Below are 23,157 nucleotides of genomic sequence, written 5' to 3'. Positions count from 1 at the left end.
TCATCTATCGAAAAATCGTCCTTCCTATTGTGCTATGGATATCCAGGGAACGCAACTGAACATGCACAAACATATATTTGCCCCCGCCTCTGGGCTGTGCGAAAATATAGAAGAGAAAACACTCGGAGGTGCACGCACGATGCAGAAACCAACGAATTCCCCGCGGGTCACACTGCTGCTAGGGACGGCGACCCAAGACAGCCAGCATGAGCTGGTGACCGATATGGCCCGCCATGCCGCAGATTGGGCGGCCACCGGCCAGGCGGGCCAAATTTTTTATCTCGTGCCCAATCATATCGCCTATGAAATGGAGCGGGTCACTTATCAGGCCTTGAGCCGGGAACCGCCCTTCAATGGGGAGCACGTTCACGCCTTTCAAAACATTCAAGTACTGACCGTGAATCGGCTGATCTGGTATTTTTTGCAGACGGATCCGCAGTTCTCTCGGCTGACGGCCACCGATACAGCGCAGACGATGATTTTGACCAAAGTCTTGCTGCAATGCGGCGATGATCTGCAGCTTTTCCGGGGCGAAACGCGCAATCCGGGCTTTCTGGAACAGCTGCGCGTCCAGTTGGGCGAGCTAGCTGATGCCGGGATCGATGCGACCATTCTCGACTCATTGACCGGCAGCGGCGGCAGCCAGGAATTTCAAGCGAAGATGCACGACTTAACGATTATTTTGCGCGCCTACCAAGAGGAGCTGGGGCGCTATTTTGTCACGTCTGACGAGATGACCCAGTACGCCATGACTCAATTCGCCGCGCACCCGGAATGGCTGGCCAATACGCAACTGTATATCAATGGGTTTGACCATCTAGACGGGCAAACCTTGGCGTTGCTCGGCACATTGATTCCGCAATGCCAGCACACCACGATTGCCCTGGTGGGGGATCAATATGACGGCGACACGGAAGAAATGCCCGCCGGACCGGGGAGCACGCCATTTTTCACGCCGAGTACCCAGCTGCGCCATCAGGTGCAGCATTTGACCCAAAGCGTGACGGGAATCCCTGCTCAAGTGCGGTATACCCGCACGCCCAGCGCCCATCAACCCGCCTTGGTCACGCTGGCCCATTACTGGATCAGCAATGCTCGGGGACAAACGGCGCCAACGCCGCCAACAGCCACCGCTGCGGTCCGGCTATGGCAGGCCGCCAACCGGCAAGACGAACTCACCGCGGTCGCGGCGGAGATCCATCGCCTCGTGGCCAGTGGCGATTACCGGTACGGCGATATCCGGATCTTGACACCAGACTTGGAGAAATACGAAACCATCATTGCGCCGACTTTCCACCAAGCGGCTGTACCGTATTTCTACGACCGGGCATTGGCGATGACCAATCATCCGCTGGTCCAGCTAATCAGTGCGCTGGGGGAGCTGCTCAACGATAATGTGACCTATGCCAATCTATTCAGCCTATTGCGGACCGAACTGCTTCTGCCCGCGGCTTTGGCCGCTGAGGCCCAGCATGAAAACGCGGCGGGGCAAACCACGCCAGCGTATTTACGGGTGTTCCGGGACCAAGTAGACGCGGCCGAAAACTATTGTCTGGCCCATGGCTTGCGCGGCTCGCAGTTCAGTGCCGAGGCGCCCTGGCAAGAGCTGACCCATACGCCGACGGACGAGGATGACGCCGCTGATGTGCAGACCCAATTATCCGCTGGTGAACCGATCCATGTCTTCTTGCGGCAAGAATTGCTGCCATTTATTGCGGCCCTGAAAGAAGCGCCAGACGGTCAGCACGCGATGACCGCGTTGTATCAATTTCTGACTGCCCACGGCCTGATCACCCAACTCGCGTTCTTCCGCAACACCACGTTGGCGGCAGGGGATCCGGTGGGCGCCAGCCGGCCGCGGCAGGCGTTTGCCCAATTCACCCGGTTGCTGGATGAATACGTGGAAATCTTGGGCAGCGAGCCCTTTGTCCCGGATACCTTTGTGGCCATTTTTACTGCCGGCTTCACGGCCGCCAGTTATGCCCAGATCCCCGCGGTGCTGGACACGGTCCAGATTGCCGATACTGGGATCACTGTGCCGGCGCCGGCGAAAATCACCTTCGTTATCGGCGGCACAGCGAATGCGCTGCCGGCCCCGGTAGAATCCACCACGCTGCTGAACGACAGTGACCGCGCGGCCATCATCGCCGGCCAGCAGGCCTTGATTGCTGCTCAGCCGGATAGCGGAGCAGTTTATCCGACGTTATCCCGCGGAACCGACGATGTATTGGCCGCGGCGGAATATATGGCCTACAAATCGTTCTTCAGCGCCACCGACCGGCTGTATCTAACGTATCCGCAGCTGCAATCGGAGACCAGTCAGCGGATATCGCCTTATTTTGCACGCATTCAAAACTATCTCGGCTTAACGCCGCGCACCGTTGATTTCTCTGGGACTGCCTTAGCCGCCTCAGCTGCCCAGCCGCAAATCACCGCCTGGCTGGCAACGCCGGCGCTGGCTGGCAGCTGGACCGTGAAGGGGCTGCGGGAAAAGCAGAGCGACCCTTATTGGCAAGTCGTCGCCCAGCATCTGCGCCGGCAGGGGACACCAGCCGTTCAACAGCACTACCAGTTTATTTTATCCGCTCTGCATTACCAAAACACCGTCGGCCAGCTGGATCCGGCGATCGTTCGGGATCTTTACGGCAAACGGCTGAACGTGTCTGTATCCCGGCTGGAACAGTATTATCAAAACCCGTACGAGTATTTTCTCCATTACGGCCTTGGCGTGACGGAGCGGCCGACCTATGACCTGACCCCCGCCGAAACCGGCAGCTACTATCATTGGGTCCTGGACCATCTGGTCAAGCGGCTCCAAACCCAAGCCCAGGACATCACGGATTTGAGTCAGCAGGAGCTGCACAGCATTGTGGATGACATTGCCGGCAAAGCAGTGCATGAGCCGCTCTTCGCTATCTTGAACGGCTCCGGGCGCATGAAGTTCCTGCGCCAGCTGCTGGAACGCACCTTGACGTATATGGCCTGGCTGCTGCAGCAGCAGGCTGCCCGGTCGGCTCTGCGGCCCTTAGCGACCGAAGTCCAATTCGGTCAAGTCGGGCAGCCGGACAGTTTGCCAGCGCTGACCTATCCTTTAGGGGCTGATCAATCGGTGCGGATTCGGGGCAAGATCGACCGCATTGACGGATTCCGCGGCCCCAACGGCGAAGATTTCTTGACCGTGGTTGATTATAAATCCTCCGAGCATCAATTCGACTACGGCCAAGCCTTGACCGGTCTTTCATTGCAACTGCAAACCTACCTCCAAGCACTGCTCAATGCCCTGGGTCAGGTCCCGAATTTAGCGCTGCCCAGTACCGCCACCGTGGCCGGCGGCTTCTATCTGCATATTAACGAACCGCTGCTGCCGATGAAGGATGCCTTGAAGTGGCAGGACAGCGATCCGGCGCTATTCACTCAGCAAATGCTGAAGCAGAACCAATTCAAAGGAATCGTCCTGGCTGATGATACATTCCTAGAAAAGGCAGACACCAGTCCGGACCGCAACGTAGTCCTGGCCGGCAGCCGGGTGACCAAGAAGAATGGCTATACCAACAGCAACGCATTAAGTGCCGATCAGCTGGCCACGATTCTGGCCTACAATGCGGCGATGATCCAGGCGGCCGCCAAAAATATTTTAGGCGGAAAAATCGATCTGCAGCCCGCACGATTCCCCAACGGTGAATCTGTGCTGCGTTTTTCTCCCTATACCAATATTATGTACTTCGACCATATGCTGCCGGAAAATAAGTATCGGGAAATTATTACGCAGGATAAACAAGATGCGCTGCAACGGATGAGCGAGTTGTTAAGAAAGGAGCGGGATCATGAGTAAGACACAGTTCACAGCCAGCCAGCGGGCAGCGATCGACCACGCCGGCCACAACATTCTTGTCTCGGCCAGCGCTGGGTCAGGAAAGACCACCGTGTTGGTGGAACGGGTGATTCAAAAACTTTTGCGGGGCGGAGATATTGACCATTTGCTGATCGTCACCTTTACCCAGGCCGCGGCGGCCGAAATGCGCGATCGGATTCGAGCAGCACTGACCAAAGCGGTGGGCAACGACGCTTATGCTGCGCAGCGCAAGCATCTCCGGCATCAGCTGGCGGTCTTGGGGTCCGCGGATATCGCCACCTTGGATGCCTTTTGTGCCCGGGTCGTGCGCCGCTTTTATTACGTGATCGATTTTGACCCGGCTGTGCGCACCCTGGGGGACGATAATGAACGGCTGCTGCTGTGGCAGCAAGTTTGGGAACGGGTGCGGGACCGCTATTACGACGCCGGGGACGCAGACTTTCTGCGCTTAGTGGGAAACTTTACCACCGGCCGCTCAGACGACGGCCTCACCGACTTGGTCATGCGGTTGTACACCAAAGCCATGGCCAGCCCGGACCCCGCCGGCTGGATCCACCGCTTAGCCCGGCTTTATGATTTTCCGCTGACCACCGCCGGCTTCAACCAGTCATTACTGCTGGCCGAAGACCAGCCGGATAATTTGCGCGCCCACGTGACGCAGCTCTACAGCGATTTGCTGACCGCTTACCGTCAACAATTAGCGGCCATTGCCGATATACCAGATCTGGCCAAACTGCGTACCTATGGGGCTAAGCAAATCACACCGTTAACCGCCCAATTAACCGTCCTGCAGCATGGCGATTGGGACGCCATGCGCCATGCCCTGCAAGCGGCCAGTGACGCCATCGGTGCCCGGTTCCCCGCGATTTCAAAAAAAACCGCGGAGGAATCGAGTCTGGCACTCAAAGATCAAGTCAGTGCGGCCCGGGATGATTTGAAGAAGGCGATTGCGGAACTGCAAGCCGGGCCATTCCTCTTGAGTGCTGCCGATTGGCTGCCGATCATGGGTCAGGCGCAGGCGATGGCCCGGAAGCTGACCGACGTGCTGCTGGCCTTCGGTGAAGAATTAACCAAAACCAAAAAGCGGCGGGGGATCGCTGAATTTGCGGATATTGAATTGGCGGCGCTGCAGATTCTCCAGACCACCACCCAAACCGATATCCAGCCCAAACTGTTTTATACCGAAAAATACACCGAGATCATGGTGGACGAATACCAGGATACCAACCCGCTGCAGGAAGCCATTTTAACCACCATTGCCGCCCCCGACCCGGGCAATATGTTCATGGTCGGCGACATCAAGCAATCGATTTATGGCTTCCGCCAAGCGGACCCGTCGCTGTTTGCCCATAAATACACGGCCTACGGCGATGATACCAATGACAGTGAACGAATCGTGCTGGCAGAGAACTTCCGCTCCACCGAAGCCGTGGATAACATGGTCAACTACCTCTTCCAGCAATTGATGGACCCGGCGGTGGGCGACGTCGCGTACGACGCCAATGCCCGGCTGCAATACGGCGCGACGTATTATCCAGCCGCGGCGGCCCAGACCACACAGGTCCTGCTGGTCACCGATCAGCCCGTCACCGACGATGATCCAGACGCAATTCCGCTTACCGGTATCACTGCCCAGGCCGCGGTGGTGGGGGACAAGATCAACGCCCTCATTGCCGCTGGCACACCGGTGTTCGATAAGACCACCCAGGGTACCCGACCGCTGCGTTATGCCGATATTGCTTTGATCGTGCCCACCCGAGGGGACAATCTGGATATTTTGGACACCCTCAGTGATCGCGGTGTGCCCGTCGTCATGAGCGATGCCAAGGAATACTTCCAAACCACGGAAATCACCGTGATGCTCAATTATCTGAGCCTCATTGATAATCCTCGGCAGGATATCCCGCTGGTCGGTTTACTGCGCTCGCCCATTGTGGGGCTGACCAGTAATGAACTGGCCCGAATCCGTATCCACCACCCCCAAGGGCCGTATTATGCCGCGTGGCAGGCCTATGTCGCCGATCAGGCGCTGACCACACCGCTTCACGACCAGATGACGGCCCTCGCGGCCCAACTGGACCGGTACCGCACCCTGAGCAAGCAGGTGCGCATTGCCGATTTGATTTGGCAGATCTACGCTGATACCGGCTTCCTTGATTATGCCGGGGGAATGCCCTCAGGGAAACAGCGTCAAGCCAATCTGCACGCGCTGTATGAACGCGCCAATGATTACGAAAATAACGGCTTCAAAGGAATTTTCAACTTCATTCGATTCATTCACCAAGTGCAGGAAAACGACCAGGATCTGGCTATTTCCCCAGTTACCAGCAGTGACGATAATGCCGTCACCGTGATGACCATCCACGGCAGCAAGGGCTTGGAATATCCCGTAGTGTTTCTGCTCAATGCGCAGCACAATTTCAACCGGATGGATGAACGGGCCCCAGCCATTGCTCTGAACCAGGGCGGGGTAGGGCTGAAGGTCAACGACTTTGCGGCCCATATTGCCTATACCACCCCGCAGCATTACTACGCCAAGCAAATGATCCACGGAGTCGGCCAATCCGAAGAATTGCGCAAACTTTACGTTGCCCTGACCCGGGCGCGTCAGGCCCTGTACGTGGTGGGGTCAATCAAAGAGGACCCGGCAGCGCTGGTGAAGAAATGGGGCGCGGCGGTACAGCCGGAAACGACGCTGCTGTCCACGACCAAGAGAACCGGCGCGGCCAGCTTTCTCGATCTGATGATGCCTGCTTTGCTGCGGCTGCCCGCGGTCAATGACACCTTGGCTGCTGACGGAGCCATTACCCCTGATCCGCAGTTGGGCACCCCGGCGATCACCGTTGCGCTCGCTGCCCCCCAAGCGGCTGGCCAACGGGTGCAGGCGGCCCCGCAGCAACTCATCGTGCGGCCGGAAGATTACCCAGAATTGCAGCAGCAAGCTGCTCGCTGGCAGCAGCCCTACCGCTTTGCTCAGGCCACCCGCACGGCGGCATTCCAGACGGTCACGGAAATCAAGCGGGCCCAAGACGACCCGGTGCTCACTGACACCCGCTTGACCACCACCGAAGCCAGCGGTTATACCCAGTCGCCAGCCTTCCGGTACGTGAAAGACGACGAGTTCACGCCGCCGGCCTTTCTCACCGATCAGGAGGCGCCCTTAGCCACAGCGGTGGGGACGGCCACCCACTTGGTGTTCCAAGAACTGGACCTCAGTCAAGGCCAAGTGACCGTTGCCGCCGTCAGCCAATTGATCGCCGACCTCACCACGGCCAAGCAAATCGACCCGCGGGCGGCGAAACAAATCAGCGCCGCCGGGGTGGCCGCTTTCTACGCGACGGAACTAGGCGCGCTGCTCCTCGCTCATCCCCAGGCGGTTCACCGGGAGATGCCGTTTGCGCTCTTGCTGCCGCCCAGCGAGGTCTTCCAAGCGGCCGGCCCGGCTCAGGCTTTCCCAGCCGATGCCAACATTCTGATCCATGGTATTATAGACGGGTATATCGCATTGCCTGACCAGGTCATCCTGTTCGACTACAAGACGGATCACGTCCAAGGCCGGCAGGATCCAGTGGGGTATTTGCAAGATCAATATCGGTTGCAGCTGCAGTACTACGGAGCGGCCCTGGGGTCGATCCTGCACCAGCCTGTAACTGCCCAGTACCTGTATTCAGTTGCCTTGCAGCAATTGATCCCGGTACCGGTAAGAAAGGAAGAATGACCCATGCGGCAAGGCCAACTCTATGCCGTGGTGGATCTGGAAACCACGGGCACAGATTACGCCAGCGGGGACCGGATCATCCAATTCGGCTGTGCGCTGGTGAAAAACGGGAAGATCGTGGATACGATCGCCCAAAATATCAATCCCCATCAGGCCTTGCTGCCGGCGATTCGGAATCTGACCGGGATTCGCGACAAAGAACTGGCCAGTGCGCCAGATTTCCAAGAGATCGGTCCGACGCTCCATGGCTTGCTGGACGGGGCTGTCTTTGTGGCCCACAACGTCAATTTTGATTTGCCCTTTATCAACGCGGAATTTGCCGGTCTGGACTTGCCGCCCATTGGTGAAAAAGCATTGGATACAGTGCAGCTCGCCCAAATCCTGCTGCCTTTTGCCCCGAGTTATAAATTGTCCGATCTGACTAAGCTGTTAAGCATTGAGCACGACGATCCCCACCAGGCCGACAGTGACGCCATCGCCACGGCCCACCTGTTTTTGCTGCTGGATGAACGGCTGCGGGCCCTGCCGGCAGTGACTCGCCAGCGCTTGGCGGCGATGGGCCAGGGGCTGCTGCGGCAAACCGGGGATTATTTGGCCCTGATGGCGAAGGCCGGTGATACGGCGGCGCACGCGGCTGGTTACACGATTACCAATGGGTTGGCACTGCGCCGCGAGCAGGAAGCTGCGCCGGCGGCCCCGACCCATGTCGCGTATCCCAGCGGCAAAGCGGCCATGACCCAGCTGCTCAAACCGCGCTTTACCGTCCGGGCCCGGCAGGTCAAAATGATGGATGCCGTCTATCGTCATGCTCAGCACGGCCAGACGCCGCTGCTCATTGAGGCCGCGACCGGCAGCGGCAAGTCGCTGGGTTATTTGCTGCCGCTGCTGATCCACCAGCAGGACAGTCAGCAGCAGATCATCGTCACCACTTCCACGCTGGCCCTCCAGGATCAGCTGGCGCAGCAGACCCTCCCGGCGATTGCCGCCATCATGCACACCCAGTTGCGGGTCGAGATCGTCAAGTCGGATACCCATTATATTGACCTTGGCCAATACTACGGACTGCTGGGTCGGCGAGATTTGAATACCGGCGAGCAGCTGTTGATGATGAAAATCCTCGTCTGGCTGACCCAAACCACCACTGGCGATTTGCAGGAACTGCAGCTGACGACCTATCGCTCACCACTGTTCACCGCCATCGTCAGCGGTCAAGAAAGCCCGGCCGATTCCCCCTGGGTCAGGGTCGACTTTCTGCGCCGGGCCCACGCCCGCCAGGATGCGGCCCAGGTGCTGATCACCAATCATGCCTACTTCACCCGGCACTACGATGAAACGCCCTTTGCGCGCAATGCGTTAGTGGTGGTCGATGAAGCCCAGCACGTCGCCGACAGCGCCGTAGACGCCTTGATGGCCAAGGGTAATTTGCCCCGCATGCTGCGGTCGCTGCACCAGATCAAAGGGGCGATCGATGGCGTGATTCGCCAGGAACAGTGGAGTAACGGCGAATTATTCCGCTATCAGGTCGTCTCCGTGGGCAACGCTGTTGACTTGCTCACCAGCCGCTTCAATGAACTCCAGGATTTTCTATATGCCCAGGTCATTCAGGGCAATATCGTGCGCAGTGAACGCAATCAGCCGATTCAGCGGCTCTGGCAGCCGGATGCGGTGGCCTGGCAGACACTGACCCGGTATCTGACGCAGATCGACGATACGCTGCTCCAACTCTTCACGGCGCTGACCCAGCTGCAGCGTTATATCACCAATCAGGCGGAACACTGGTCCCAACGGGTCACCGCCATGACGGCCACCATCAGCGCCGCGGCAGAAGACCTGCGGCCCTTAACCGATGACCTGGATCAGCTTAGCCGGATCCAGATGGCCAGCCATCCCAGTGCCGGGTTTGTGATCCAAATGCGTAATTACGGCGATCTGCGCTCTGTCTCGCTCCATTGGGCACAAGTCGATATCCGGCCGTTATGGGCGGCCGTCACCCGTCGTTTTGCGCCGTTTATTTACGTTGGCGCCACGCTGCGGGTCATGGACAACTGGCAGCCGTTTTGCCAACCGTTGGGCATCACCGACGCCATTAAGATGGTGCTCCCTAACGGCTTCGCCTACAAACGGCTGGGCCGGGTCTTCATTACCCCGGATGCACCGGACATCAAAGAGACGCCGCCCGCCGAGTACGCCCATTATGTGGCCGGCATGATCGAGCAATTGAGCCGGGCAAACCATCAGCGCATCCTCGTCCTATTCAATTCCCTGAGTCTGATCCAACAGGTTTTCGATGAGATGTCCGAACTCAGTCTGATCGGTCAGCGGGAATTGCTGGCCCAGGGCGTAACCGGTTCGGTGGAAAAAGTGATGAAACGGTTCAAACTGGCCGACGGCGCGATCTTGCTGGGTGCCGCTACCTTCTGGGAGGGCATTGATCTGCCTAACGACACCCTCCAAATTTTGGTCGTTACCCGGCTGCCCTTTGAGCCGCCGACCCGGCCGCTGACTCAGTTGCGGGCTAATTTCATCACGGCCCAGGGGGGCAACCCGTTCTATCAGGACGCCTTGCCCCGAGCCACCCAGCGGCTCACCCAAGCCTTTGGCCGGCTGTTTCGCTCCCGCCAAGACCATGGGGTGCTGATCATCTTGGACCGGCGCATCATGGCCGAATCCTGGGGGCACCAGATGCTCCACGATTTACCCCGGACAGTGCCTAAGGTGCAGCTGCCCAGTGCCGAAATTGCCCAAGCCACCGCGGACTTTCTCGCCGGCATTCCCGTAAAAAAGGTAAAGACGTAATTCCGCGCCCCACGCCCGGGCAATAATTGTTATAATGGACGCCAGATGCAATTTAAAGAAGGGGGATTCCCGTGCGTTCCAGTTGGCAAAAATGGGCCTATTGGGGCACGATGCTGATCATCGTCGCCACCATTCTCAGTATCTATTTCGTCGCCACCGCGCCCCGGCGCAATGCTGAAAATCAGGCTCGGGCCGTCGCTGAGCGGGTGGCCGGGGTCACTGAGCCGCAAGTGTTTTACTTATTCAACCGCAATGAAACGGACTACACCATTGGCGGCAAACAAAAGTCCGGCCGGCGGGTGTTTGTGATCATCAACGCCAAGTCCGGCAAGACCCGCACCCTCGCCGCCAGCGGCGGGCTGAGTGCCAGTGCGGCCACAGCCCAGGCCCGGGCGGCTAATAACCAAGCGCCGGCCACCAAGGTCGCTCTGGGGCTCTACAAAGGGACCCCCGCCTGGGAGGTCACATTGCGCCAACGAAACGGCAGTTATCGGTATGTCCTGCTGAACTTCAAGACCGGGGAGACGGTCAAGGCATCATGAATTTATTGTTAATTATTTTTGGGAGGTTACCAAATGTCTGAACCAGAACACATCAGTATTATCGATTCGCCGGACCACGTCGGCGAAACCGTCCGCATCGGCGCATGGCTGACCGATAAACGTTCCAGCGGGAAGATTTCTTTCCTGCAGCTCCGGGATGGCACCGCCTTTTTCCAAGGCGTCGTCGTGAAGAACGCCGTGTCCGAAGAAGTCTGGAACTTGGCCAAGGAAATGCACCAGGAGGCCAGCTTCTGGGTCACCGGTGAAATCCACGAAGACAAGCGATCCCACTTCGGCTACGAAATCGAGATCAGCAACATCGAAATGGTCGGCGAATCGGAAGGCTATCCGATCACCCCTAAGGAACACGGAATCGAATTCCTGCTGGATCACCGCCATCTGTGGCTGCGCTCCCGCCGGCCGTTTGCCATCATGCATATCCGGAACGAAATGATCCGGGCCACCTATGAATTCTTCAATAAAGAGGGCTTCATCAAGATGGACCCGCCGGAAATCACTGATGCCGCACCGGAAGGCACGACGGAACTGTTCCACATCGATTATTTCGATAATGATGCCTATCTGTCCCAGTCCGGCCAGCTGTATATGGAAGCCGGGGCAATGGCTTACGATAAGGTCTTCTCCTTTGGCCCGACGTTCCGGGCTGAAAAATCCAAGACCCGCCGCCATCTGACTGAATTCTGGATGATCGAACCAGAAATGGCTTTTATGCATCAGGAAGAAAGCCTGGCCATTCAGGAACGCTACATTGCTTTCCTCGTGCAAGGGGTGCTGGACAAATGTCAGTACGACTTGAAGCTCCTGGACCGGGATCCGAAGATTCTGGAACGCTACACGAAGACACCGTACCCGCGGATCACCTACGATAAGGCGATTGAAATGCTGCAAGCGGGCGGCTTCAAAACGCAATGGGGGGATGACTTCGGTTCGCCGGAAGAGACCTACCTGTCCGATCAATTCGAGCAACCGGTCTTTGTGTTGAACTATCCCAAGAGCATCAAGCCCTTCTACATGAAGAGCCACCCGACGCGGGATGATGTTTATATCTGTGCCGACTTGCTGGCGCCGGAAGGCTATGGCGAGATCATCGGCGGCAGTGAACGGGAGACCGATTATGAGACGCTGAAGCAGAGCATCATCAAAGCAGGGCTGAGCGTGGATGAGTATGAATGGTACTTGGATCTGCGCAAGTTCGGCAGTGTGCCGCACAGCGGATTTGGTTTGGGCTTGGAACGGGCGATTACTTGGATCTGTCATTTGGACCACTTGCGGGAGGCAATTCCGTTCCCGCGGATGATCAACCGGTTGAAGCCGTAATCAGGGTGTTGAGAAAGGGTTGGTCGTTGCGGCCGGCCTTTTTTCTCGCGCTGGGAGCGTGCTCTTTGCCTGCCGTGCCAAGTGCTTCGCAGGCTTCGGCAAAATGGGCTGGCGACGCACAGCTAGTGCGAAGCCGAAGGCGTAGCTAGTGGTGACGGCGCTTGGAGCCCGCTGCGCGGTCTCCAAGTCGCCTAACCACATCGGCGGCAGAGCCGCCGTGTGGTTTCCACCACTGAGCCCATTTTGCCTACGCCTGCTACGCACTTGGCACTCGGTACGTTGGAGACTAAGACATGTATCACACAGACAGAAAACCGGTAACCCATTCTCACTCTTAGAAAGGATAATCTATCGTGGATTTTTGGCAAGATTTGGTGCAAGCGCCGTTGATTACGGTTTCTGATCTGGTATTGCAGCATTATCGGGCGGTCGGGATGTCGAATCGGCAGCTGATCGTGTATTTGCAAATGCTGAGTTTTGCGGCCCATGGGGAACAGTTTCCGCCGGTGGCGGAGATCGCGCAGCGGACGGGGCTGGCAGAAGATGCGATCTATACTGCGCTCCACGAGATGCTGGATGCGGGCTTCATTGATTTGCGGTCACAGGAAAATGCCGCGCGTAAGCGGGTAGACTGGTACGATTTGACGCCGCTCTATGCCCGCTTGCAGGAAAAGCTCGCCCAGCCGGTCGCGGGGGCCGTGCCGGAGGACGCCGGTGCGCCGGCACAGACCCCGCTCACCCGCCAGCGGTTATTTGACGAAATCGAAGTGGAGTTTGGCCGGCCGTTATCGCCGATCGAACAGGAAACCATCAGCGCCTGGCTGGATCAGGATCATTACGCCCCCGAGCTGGTTTCTCTGGCGCTGCGGGAAGCGGTGCTCAATCAAGCCTATTCGCTGAAATACATGGACCGGATCCTGTTGAACTGGGAGAAGCGCAACATTCGCACCAAAGCGGATGTGGAGCGGGAACGAGCCAACCGGAACCGGTTTTAGAAAGGAACAAGCCAAATGACAGAGTTATGGTCAGATGATCGTTTGCGCTGGGGCATGCACGAACTATTCAAACTGATTCCCAATGCCCTGGGTGCGCTGCACGCTGAATCGCCATACCAATTATTGATTGCGGTGATCTTGAGTGCCCAAACCACCGACGCGGCGGTCAATAAGGTAACGCCGGCATTGTTCGCGGCCTATCCGACACCAGCCGCCCTGGCCGCCGCCAAACCTGCTGATATTGAGCAGTTCATTCATACGATCGGCCTGTTTCACACGAAGGCTAAACACATTCAGGAAACCGCTCAGCAGTTGGTGACAAATTTCGACAGTACCGTTCCGCACACCCATCCAGAGTTGGAAAGTCTGCCCGGGGTCGGGCGCAAGACCGCCAACGTGGCCTTGGGCGATGCCTTCGGAGTACCCAGCTTTGCCGTGGACACCCACGTTACCCGGATCTCCAAGCGGCTGCCTGCGGTGTCAGATAAGGCCAGCGTACGCGACATCGAGCGGCGCTGGACAACGGCCTTGCCTGAAACAGAGTGGGTACAAGGGCACCACACGCTGATTCTTTTCGGCCGGCAATACTGCATGGCCCGAAACCCGCGGTGTACTGAGTGTCCTTTAGCGCCATATTGTGCCACAGGGAAGCAGCGACTGAGCCAATAAAGCGCCGGTATTAGTCACAAAGAATATTGTCAACAAGTAAATCGCACTCCCGTTATTCTTCGTTATTTATCAGACTTTAGCAAGGCCGCAAATCCCACATATGGATTTGCGGCCTTGCTATATTTGTGGGATCTTCAGCCGGATGGTACATTCTTATTTCAAGTGGTCAGTGCATTGCCGACATAGATTTGCTGTTATTCAAAGCAAAATGACGTGCACGTCATTTCTGCTGAACAGTTGAAAGCAGCCGGCGAGTGTTGTACGCTAATTGTGTGAAGTTCCTGTTATACAATTTCCTGACAGAAACAGTCAAGATAGTACGCGGAAACAGTTATACATATACCAAAGCTGTGATATATCAGCGAAACAAGCACGGATATTGACGTGTTTGACATATGATGCTCGGCAACGTCCATTGGCAGGCCGAGTAGGGGGTTGGGGATAATGAAATTTACGACACTTATTAAGACGTCGATATGGGGTATCCTTGTCTTTTTTTTATTTCTTTTGAATGCACCGACCGCAACTGCCGCCAGCAGTCTCAGCAGTGGTGGCGCTCCGGCGTTAAGTCAGGGCTTATTACCCGTACAATCGACCAAGACGCCGTCAATTACAAATACCATCTCGTCGTTAATTACAACCACAGCAGCGCAAGTAACCACTAAGATTGCCCCCCCGGAAAACGCTTCCACTACTAATTGGTGGGATATTTCAACAGACGGGACGCTCACCATTCACAGCGGCCACACACTGAGCTTTACCGATACACAAGGTGGGCAATGGCAGACTTGGCCATGGACTGACCAAGCCAGTACAATCAAAAAAGCAGTGATTGAACCCGGGGTGTCGGCAGAACAGACACTGGGGTTCTTGTTTGCCGGGTGCACTAACCTGACCGACGTCGAGGGATTAAGTAACATTAAAGTTAATACCGTTACCACACCCGGGCATCCTGCTGTTAATACATTGGCGATGATGTTTCAAAACTGCAAGTCATTAACCACGATTAATTTAGATGGATTGGATACTAGCTCAGTGACGAGCATGGATTCCATGTTTTCGGGTTGCAGCGCTTTAACCAACTTAAACCTCACCAAGCTCGATACCAGCAGTGCGACTTATATGGGAAATATGTTTGATGGTTGCAGCGCTTTAACCAACTTAAACGTCAGCAACTTCGATACCAGCAGTGTGACTTATATGGGGTACTGTTTTCTGGATGTGGTGCATTAACCAGTCTGGATCTGGGTTCATTCAATACGAGTCATGTGACCAACATGTTTCATATGTTCGATAGCTGCAGTAAGTTAACCAGTTTGGACCTTAGTACATTCGATGCTCATCAGGTGACGAACACAGATGAAATGTTTAGGTATTGTTCAGCGTTGAAGCAGCTGACGTTCGGAAAAGAGTTTGTGACGAGTCGGGTGACCAACATGTTTTGTATGTTTCTCGGTTGCAGCTCGCTTCCGTCCCTTGATTTGAGCACTTTTAACACGAGTCAAGTCATTAATATGGAGCAAATGTTTAATAGCTGTAATTCACTTGTTCAGCTTGATTTAAGCAGTTTCGATACGCATAATGTAACCAGTATGGCTTTTATGTTCAATGGCTGTAGTAAATTGTCCAAGCTCAATGTGACAAGCTTTGATACCAGTAAAGTAACTGATATGCAATTCATGTTTTACGTATGTAATAGTTTACCCAATCTGGATCTTAGAAACTTTAATACGAGCAACGTCACTAATATGCAGTATATGTTTTCTTTTGATTCTAATCTAAGCGCACTTGATCTGACTAGCTTCAACACTAGCAAAGTCACGAACATGTATTGGCTGTGTAACGGAGATAGCAAACTCAAAACCCTGAGCCTTACCCCGAGCAAATTTGATACGGGTCAGGTTACGTCAATGAACTCCATGTTTGGGTCCTGCAACAGTTTAACAGCATTGGACGTCAGTCAGTTTGATACCAGGAACGTCACTAATATGTCCAATATGTTTGCCGGTTGCAATCAAGTACCCGTCCTAGATGTGAGTCAGTTCAACACCAGCAAAGTCACCACTATGGCTGCTATGTTTAACGGGTGCAATACTGTGTCTGTTCTGGACGTGAGTCAGTTCAACACCAGTCAAGTCACTGACATGAGTCAGATGTTCCTCAACTGTTCTGCTGTGACGCAACTTGATATGCACAACTTCGATACCAGCAAAGTCACTAATATGTACGATATGATGAACGGATGCACCTCATTAGTCCAGGCAAACGTTAGCAGCTTTAATACGAGTGCCGTCACCAGAATCAGCGGCTTTTTCAAGAATGACAGCAAGCTTCTGACAGCCGATCTGAGCAACTTTGATGTCCGGACCCTCAGCAACCATGATGTGGGTGATATGTTTGCCAATTGTACGAGTTTATGGAAAGTATCAGTCGGCGATAAGGCCCAGTTAGGTCAAGGAAATAATGGCAATCTGCCGCCGCATAGTGCTGGGGCAATCGCTCAGAACAGCCCGGATCCATATACCGCAGGCGCCGGCTGGCAGGAACTCGGGACAGCCGCTAATCCGCTAGAGGCCAATGGACCTCAGTTCAGTGCATCGGGTAATTCGGTTACTCCTGGCACCTTAATGTACCTGTTAAGCCAGCCCAGAGCGGGAACAGTTAATCCGGCCACGGGTAAAGCTGTGTGGACCTATGTTTGGCAGCCCCAGCGCTGGTGGAACATCACTGGCGACACCTTGAATATTGGGACGCAGCCCCATGCGCTGAATCTCACCAATGATAAGTATTCGACCAACAATAGCTGGCCCTGGTCCAGCCAAGCGGATGCCACCGGTGTGAAGCACATTAATCTGGCGGCTACTGGTTTAAGCGCCGAAGGATCGATCAGCGGGTTGTTTAAAGGACTGAGCAATGTCACTGACATTGCCAATTTGCCTGATTTGGATGCCAGTAAAGCGACTGATACCAGTGATATGTTCAATGGGTGTGCCGCATTGACCAGTTTGGATTTAAGTACTCTGGATACTCGGCAGGTCACCACCGAAACTGGGATGTTTACCGGGACAACGCACCTTTGGCAATTGAAACTGGGGCCCAATTTCAAGACTACGACCGATAATCTTGGTTTAGGCGGACCAGTCGCCGGCACTGTGATCAGCAGTACCGATGCGGCTGGCCAGGCCCATTCGTACACGATCCAGGCCACGGACACCGCGTGGCAGGAGCTGGGCTCACTTGGGACTTTGCTATCGCCGGCAGGTGACACATACACGCCAACTGATCTGATGAAATTGTACAATGACGGCACGCGCCCGACGACGGTCCAGACTTATGTTTGGCAGCAGACCGGCGCCGGGACGATCGGGTTATCCATGACGGGCAGTTTCGATTACGGTAAACATTTCCAGCCGATATTCGGTGCGTTGGACTTGCATAATCTGCAGCCGTTCGCATTAACTGTGACGGATACTCGGGCAGACCGCGCCCAGATGCAGTGGCACGTGGATGCCACCGGGTCCGACTTTGTCAGTGATGACGATCCTAGTGTCAAGGTGTCGCCCAATCCCTGGCGCTTCAACGCGGGCAATGGGGTACTGCAACCAATGTCAACGCCAATTACGATTTGGCAAAACACCAGTACCAGTACCGATACGACCTATCCTAAAAGTTGGGACACCAATCCTTTTGAGCTGGACTTCCCGGTGGGGAGTGTCCCACAGATCGGCAAGTACCACGCTACGATTACCTTTACTTTGGCTAACGGCTTATCCTAATTGCAGTCGCTGGCTAAAGGCGGCCAGACCGACCGCTAGCGGTGACCGACGAGGCCAATACCTTGGCCACTAGGACGGAGGTATTAACTGCAAAGAATATTGTCAACAAGCAAATTGTATGCCTGTGACATTATGTTATTTATTGTGCTCCAGTAAAACCGCCAATTCCAAATTTGGAATTGACGGTTTTACTTTACTTGTGGGATTTTTAAAGATTGATACATACGCATTGCTTCGATTATACACGCTGTATTAACGTAGGCTATTTGTTATTTAAAGAGGAATGACGTGTACGTCATTTTCGCATACTGGTTGAAAGCAATCTGCTGGTGTTGTACGCTAACTGTGTGAAGCTTTTGTTATGTAATTAGCGTAGCAGAAACAGTTAAACCGATTGATGGTGCCTACTATAGGTATACCAAATCGTGATATATCAGTAAATAACTAGTGTAATTGAAACACTAGACATATTTGGCCTAGCGATATCCACGGGGGAACTGGGCAAGGGAGTCTGGGATAATGAAGCTTTTAACAAACATACAGACATTGATTTGGGGTATCTTTGTCTTTTTTTTAATTCTTGTAGCCAATGCGCCGATCGTGTCTGCCAGCAGCAGTATCAGTAGCAGCACTCCGCCGTTACTGGATCAGGGCGTATTGCCCACGCAATCCACCCAGACACCGTCAATCGCCGACACCATTTCGAAAATAATTGCCACTACACCAACGCCGGCAACAATCAGGGCAGCGAACGCAAACAGCGATGACAGCAGCGATGATAACAGTTGGTGGAATATTTCAGCTGACGGAACGTTGACTATTGGCGGCAACCATAATCTGAACGAAGGTAACACGGGAACCAACTGGTGGTCGAATTGGCCATGGTACAATCAACGCGCTTCAATCAAAAAAGTTGTCATTGAACCCGGCGTAACCGCCACCCAAACTCTTGGGTACTTATTTCAAGATTGTACTCAGCTGACAGAGGTTGATGGATTAGGCAACATCAAGGTCAAAACGGATAATATTACCACCGCCGCGGTCAACACCATGTATGGTATGTTTCTCAATTGCAGTTCACTAAAAACCGTTGATTTTACAGGGCTGGCGACAAGCAGTGTGGCAAATTTTGGAAGCATGTTTTCTGGTTGCAGTTCACTAACTAGTCTGGACCTTAGCTCATTGAACACAAGCAGCGCCACGAATATGGCCTCCATGTTTTCTGGTTGCACCGCACTATCTACCCTAGACCTCAGTTCATTCAACACCAGTAACGTTACCTCTATGGCCGCCATGTTTTCCGGTTGCACTGCACTATCTACCCTAAACATCAGTTCATTCGACACCAGTAACGTTACCTCTATGGACGGTATGTTTCACAGTTGCAAAAATCTGCCAACGATTGATGTCACCAAGTTTGATACCAGCAAGGTAACCCTTATGGGCGGTATGTTTTACGAATGCGGTAGTTTGACTGACTTGAACGTTACCAGTTTCAACACGGCGAAGGTCACCTCTATGTCGGCCATGTTTAGTGGATGTAACAAACTGTCGAAACTTGACGTCAGCAAATTTAATACCAGTAACGTCACCGATATGGGTGCCATGTTTAGTGGATGCAACAATCTGCTAGCAATTGATGTCAGTAAGTTTGATACCAGTAATGCCACCACTATGAGCGGCATGTTTAGTGGATGTAGAAGTGTGACTATCTTAGATGTCACTGATTTTAATACGGCTAACGTCACCTCTATGGCCAGCATGTTTTACGGGTGTAATAAGCTGCTAGCAATTGATGTCAGCAAGTTTAATACCAGTAATGTAACCAATATGGCCTCCATGTTTTTTGGATGTAACAATCTGACGGGGCTTGCTGTTGGCGGGTTTGACACCCGTAAGGTTCAAAGTATAGACAGCATGTTTTACAATTGCAACAATCTGTCAGAACTTGACGTCAGCAAGTTTGATACCAGTAAGGTCACCTCTATGGCAAACACGTTTTACAATTGCAACAATCTGAAAACGCTCGATGTCAGCAACTTCAATACCAGTAATGTTGTCTCAATGGTTGGAACGTTTTCCGGGTGCAGCAAGCTAACAACACTAGACCTGAGCAATTTTGATACAAGTAAGTCTTCTGGTAGCAACAAGGGCAACAGTGCGCTTTTCGGCTGTAACAGCTTATGGCGCCTGTCGGTGGGCGACAAAACAACGCTAGTTAATTCGAACGGTTTGCCGAATCACGCTGCCGGAGCAATCGCGCAAAACGATCCGACCTATAAAGCAAACGCGAGCTGGCAAGAGCTGGGTGTCGCCACGAATCCGCTTGAAGCAGCGGGTGCCCAGTTCAGCAATTCCACTGCCTTATCGGCTGAATTGGCGACGCCGCGGGCTGGCACGGTCAACCCCACCACGGGTAAGCCGGTTTGGACTTATGTTTGGCAGCCGCAGCGCTGGTGGAACATCACTGGCGATACTCTGAATATCGGTACCGAGCCCCACACGCTGAACTTCGCGGCCGATAAATATTCGACGGATACTTGGCCGTGGTATAGCCAGCGCAGTGCGATCAAGCATGTAGTGCTCGCCACCAGCGGGTTGAGTGCATCGGCTTCACTCCCCGGACTGTTCAGCGGACTGAGCAACGCCGTTGATATCACGAACCTGAAACAGCTCGATATGAGCCAGACGACTGACATCAGCAATCTGTTCAATGGGTGTGCGGCCTTGACTCGGTTGGATTTAAGCGCCATTGATACCCGGCAGGCCACGACTGAAACTGGGATGTTTAGCGGGACGACGCACCTGTGGCAGCTGGTTTTGGGACCGAATTTCAAGACGACCAGCGACGATCTTGGATTAGGCGGACCAGTCGCCGGCACTGTGATCAGCAGCACCGATGCGGATGGCAAAGCCCAGTCGTACACGGTCCAATCCACGGATACCGCTTGGCAGGAATTGGGTCCTTTGGGGACTTTGCTGTCGCCGACCGGGACCACCTATACACCGGCCGATCTGATGAAGCTGTACAATGACGGCACGCGCCCGACGACGACTCAGACCTATGTCTGGCAGCAGACCGGCGCCGGGACCATTGGTCTGTCCATGACGGGCAGTTTCGATTACGGCAAGCATTTCCAGCCGATATTTGGTGCACTTAATCTGCAAAATTTGCAGCCGTTCGCACTCACCGTGACGGATACTCGGGCAGACCGCGCCCAGATGCCGTGGCACGTAGATGTCACCGGGTCCGACTTTGTCAGCGATGACGATGCCAGTGTGAAGGTGTCGCCCAATCCTTGGCGGTTCAATGCGGGCAGCGGGACACTGCAAACCATGTCGGCACCAATTACGATTTGGCAGAACACCAGCACCGGTACCGATACGACCTATCCTAAAAGTTGGGACACCAATCCTTTTGAGCTGGACTTCCCGGCAGGCAGTGTGCCGCAGATCGGCAAGTACCATGCAACGATTACGTTCACGCTGGGCGATGGCTTGTAGACCGGGGCCGGCTTAGAAAATCATGGCCCCGAGAGAGCGTTCTTGCTCATGACAGCGGGAACGCTTTTTTGGTGCGTGTGATTGCGATACGAATCATAGCGGCATCGTCATTTTCAATGCTGCGATCAAGGGCGCCAGCTGGTACTAAACGGCAGAATAGTATCATCGGGTGAACCAGAACCAATTTATGAGTTCACCGTCAATAGGTTATTAAAATACAGGACTGTAATTAAATAGCCGACTCATTCAATGGGTTGGCTATTTAATATACCAATCATTGTGATAAATGTTTCTTTTGAATCTTAGATCCTTATGTTTGATTATTCTCACGCCACATGCAATAATCGGCGCTACAGTATGAATGACACTTTTTGTGACAATGCAATAGCCATAGAACATAACAAACCGATGAATTTTTCGGAATTTTATGAATGCGCATACAACGCCATGGATATTGCGTCTTGCCGCCATTTGACCTGAAGCGTCAATCATACGAAACCATGCACCAAAGCCGCGGAATATCGGTTATTAAATATAGTTTGCCTAAAACGGTCCAGGGGGACCCTGGCAAGGGGAGTTGGGGAATATTGCATTTCGGAACAAGATTTATCGGCCTATTAAGTTGGAATCTCCTCGTCTTTCTATCGGTCATTTTTTTAAAAGCGGCGGTCGTTTATGCCGATAATGATTTTGGTAAAACGGCTGCGCCGCTGCTTAATCAAGGCCCAGCCGTATTGCCGGCACCGCGTACACTGCCGCTCGGGATGACGATCTCGCAGCAGATTGCTGCAACGCCGATGCAGCCAGCCGTCAGACCAGTACTGCTGGCTGATGCCGCCGATACGAGCTGGTGGAATATCTCGGCGGACGGGACATTGACGATTGGCGGCAGCCATAATTTGAGCGAACTGGATACCCAAACGCCCAATTGGCAGCAATGGCCTTGGTACAGTCAACGGACAGCGATTAAGAAGGTCGTTATTGAACCGGGCGTGACCGCTACCCAAACCCTTGGCTTCTTGTTTGAAGGCTGTACTCAGCTGACTGATGTTCAAGGATTAGGCAATATTAAAGTCAAAACCGACAATTGGAACACTGCGGCAGTCAACACCATGTATGGTATGTTTCTCAATTGCAGCGCCTTGAAGTCGATTGATTTAACCGGTCTGGTGACGACCAGTGTGACTAATTTTGGGCATATGTTTGCTGGGTGCAGTGCGTTAACTAGTTTAGATCTCAGCACTTTCAACACCAGCAGTGCAATTGATATGTCGTCCATGTTTTCAGAATGCAGCGCGTTAACCAAGCTCAACGTAGGATCTTTCGATACGGGCCAAGTGAGGAACATGGATTCAATGTTTAATCAGTGCACCGTGTTAACCAATCTAGACCTCAGCGCCTTCGATGTTCGTCAGGTGACCACAATGGCGACGATGTTTAGATATTGCAAGGCCTTGAAGCAGCTGACATTGAGCGGCAAGTTCGTAACCAGCAATGTGACCACCATGTTTGGTATGTTCCTCGGTTGCCAAGCACTGACGCAGCTGGATTTAAGCAGTTTCGATACGAGCAAAGTCACCAGCATGCAGCAAATGTTCAATACCTGTTCCAGTCTGACTGCACTTGATCTCAGCAGCTTCAATACGAGCAATGTCACGGACATGGCCTATATGTTCAATGCCTGCAACGGACTAACCAAGCTCAACATCAGCAGTTTCCGTACCGGCAAAGTGAAATATATGCAGTTCATGTTTTACGTTTGCAGCAGCTTGCCCAACCTAGATGTTGTCAACGCCGACGATAAAATGACATTTTTTGCCGATTAGAAAATGTTGTTTTTTGCCGGTTTAGTTGAGCTGCGTTTCTCCTTTCCAATTAGTGGTGATGCTTCAGTTAGGCCAGAGGCCTAACCAGTATCATTCGGTGCTTTGTCCGCTTTGGGCTCTGTGATATGGCCCTTCATGCG

The 23,157-nt window shown here is 53.9% G+C and carries 11 protein-coding genes; all 11 read left to right on the top strand.

The genetic code is table 11. The features are described from left to right. The first annotated feature begins 139 nt into the window (after positions 1-139). The 11 genes from H627_RS0106375 (at position 140) to H627_RS19170 (ending at position 23,017) form a co-directional block, all read left to right on the top strand. Positions 140-3,832, top strand: coding sequence for a PD-(D/E)XK nuclease family protein (locus tag H627_RS0106375; RefSeq protein WP_027828268.1), 3,693 nt, complete (start codon positions 140-142; stop codon positions 3,830-3,832). After that, on the top strand, positions 3,825-7,571 hold the full coding sequence (gene addA / locus H627_RS0106370) for a helicase-exonuclease AddAB subunit AddA (protein ID WP_027828267.1): 3,747 nt from the start codon (positions 3,825-3,827) through the stop codon (positions 7,569-7,571). The genes H627_RS0106375 and addA overlap by 8 nt, the downstream gene beginning before the upstream one ends. Before the next feature lie 3 nt (positions 7,572-7,574). After that, entirely contained in the window at positions 7,575-10,367 is a 2,793-nt protein-coding gene (gene dinG / locus H627_RS0106365) for a helicase C-terminal domain-containing protein (protein ID WP_027828266.1), read from the top strand. Between the two features lie 71 nt (positions 10,368-10,438). Next, entirely contained in the window at positions 10,439-10,909 is a 471-nt protein-coding gene (locus H627_RS0106360) for a PepSY domain-containing protein (protein ID WP_027828265.1), read from the top strand. A 33-nt stretch (positions 10,910-10,942) separates the two neighbouring features. Further along, the gene (gene asnS / locus H627_RS0106355; RefSeq protein ID WP_035440108.1) at positions 10,943-12,247 is read left to right on the top strand and encodes an asparagine--tRNA ligase; all 1,305 of its coding nucleotides are present in this window, start codon (positions 10,943-10,945) and stop codon (positions 12,245-12,247) included. A gap of 353 nt (positions 12,248-12,600) precedes the next feature. Next, on the top strand, positions 12,601-13,242 hold the full coding sequence (locus H627_RS17280) for a DnaD domain protein (protein ID WP_035440104.1): 642 nt from the start codon (positions 12,601-12,603) through the stop codon (positions 13,240-13,242). A gap of 15 nt (positions 13,243-13,257) precedes the next feature. Continuing rightward, positions 13,258-13,911, top strand: coding sequence for an endonuclease III (gene nth / locus H627_RS0106345; protein WP_152319484.1), 654 nt, complete (start codon positions 13,258-13,260; stop codon positions 13,909-13,911). Between the two features lie 444 nt (positions 13,912-14,355). Further along, entirely contained in the window at positions 14,356-15,144 is a 789-nt protein-coding gene (locus H627_RS0106340; RefSeq protein WP_027828262.1) for a BspA family leucine-rich repeat surface protein, read from the top strand. Next, complete coding sequence (locus H627_RS19180) at positions 15,054-17,687, top strand: BspA family leucine-rich repeat surface protein (protein ID WP_081674731.1); 2,634 nt, start codon at positions 15,054-15,056, stop codon at positions 17,685-17,687. Before H627_RS0106340 ends, H627_RS19180 begins: the two co-directional genes overlap by 91 nt. A gap of 519 nt (positions 17,688-18,206) precedes the next feature. Beyond that, positions 18,207-21,191 (top strand): BspA family leucine-rich repeat surface protein, encoded by a 2,985-nt coding sequence (locus H627_RS19175; RefSeq protein WP_051225230.1) that lies wholly within the window; start codon positions 18,207-18,209, stop codon positions 21,189-21,191. 587 nt (positions 21,192-21,778) lie between these two features. Next, positions 21,779-23,017 (top strand): BspA family leucine-rich repeat surface protein, encoded by a 1,239-nt coding sequence (locus H627_RS19170; protein WP_051225229.1) that lies wholly within the window; start codon positions 21,779-21,781, stop codon positions 23,015-23,017. The last annotated feature ends 140 nt before the right edge of the window (positions 23,018-23,157 follow it).

The organism is Schleiferilactobacillus harbinensis DSM 16991 (genome assembly GCF_000425885.1).
Classification (GTDB): domain Bacteria; phylum Bacillota; class Bacilli; order Lactobacillales; family Lactobacillaceae; genus Schleiferilactobacillus; species Schleiferilactobacillus harbinensis.
This window is presented reverse-complemented; position numbering and strand designations above follow the sequence as displayed.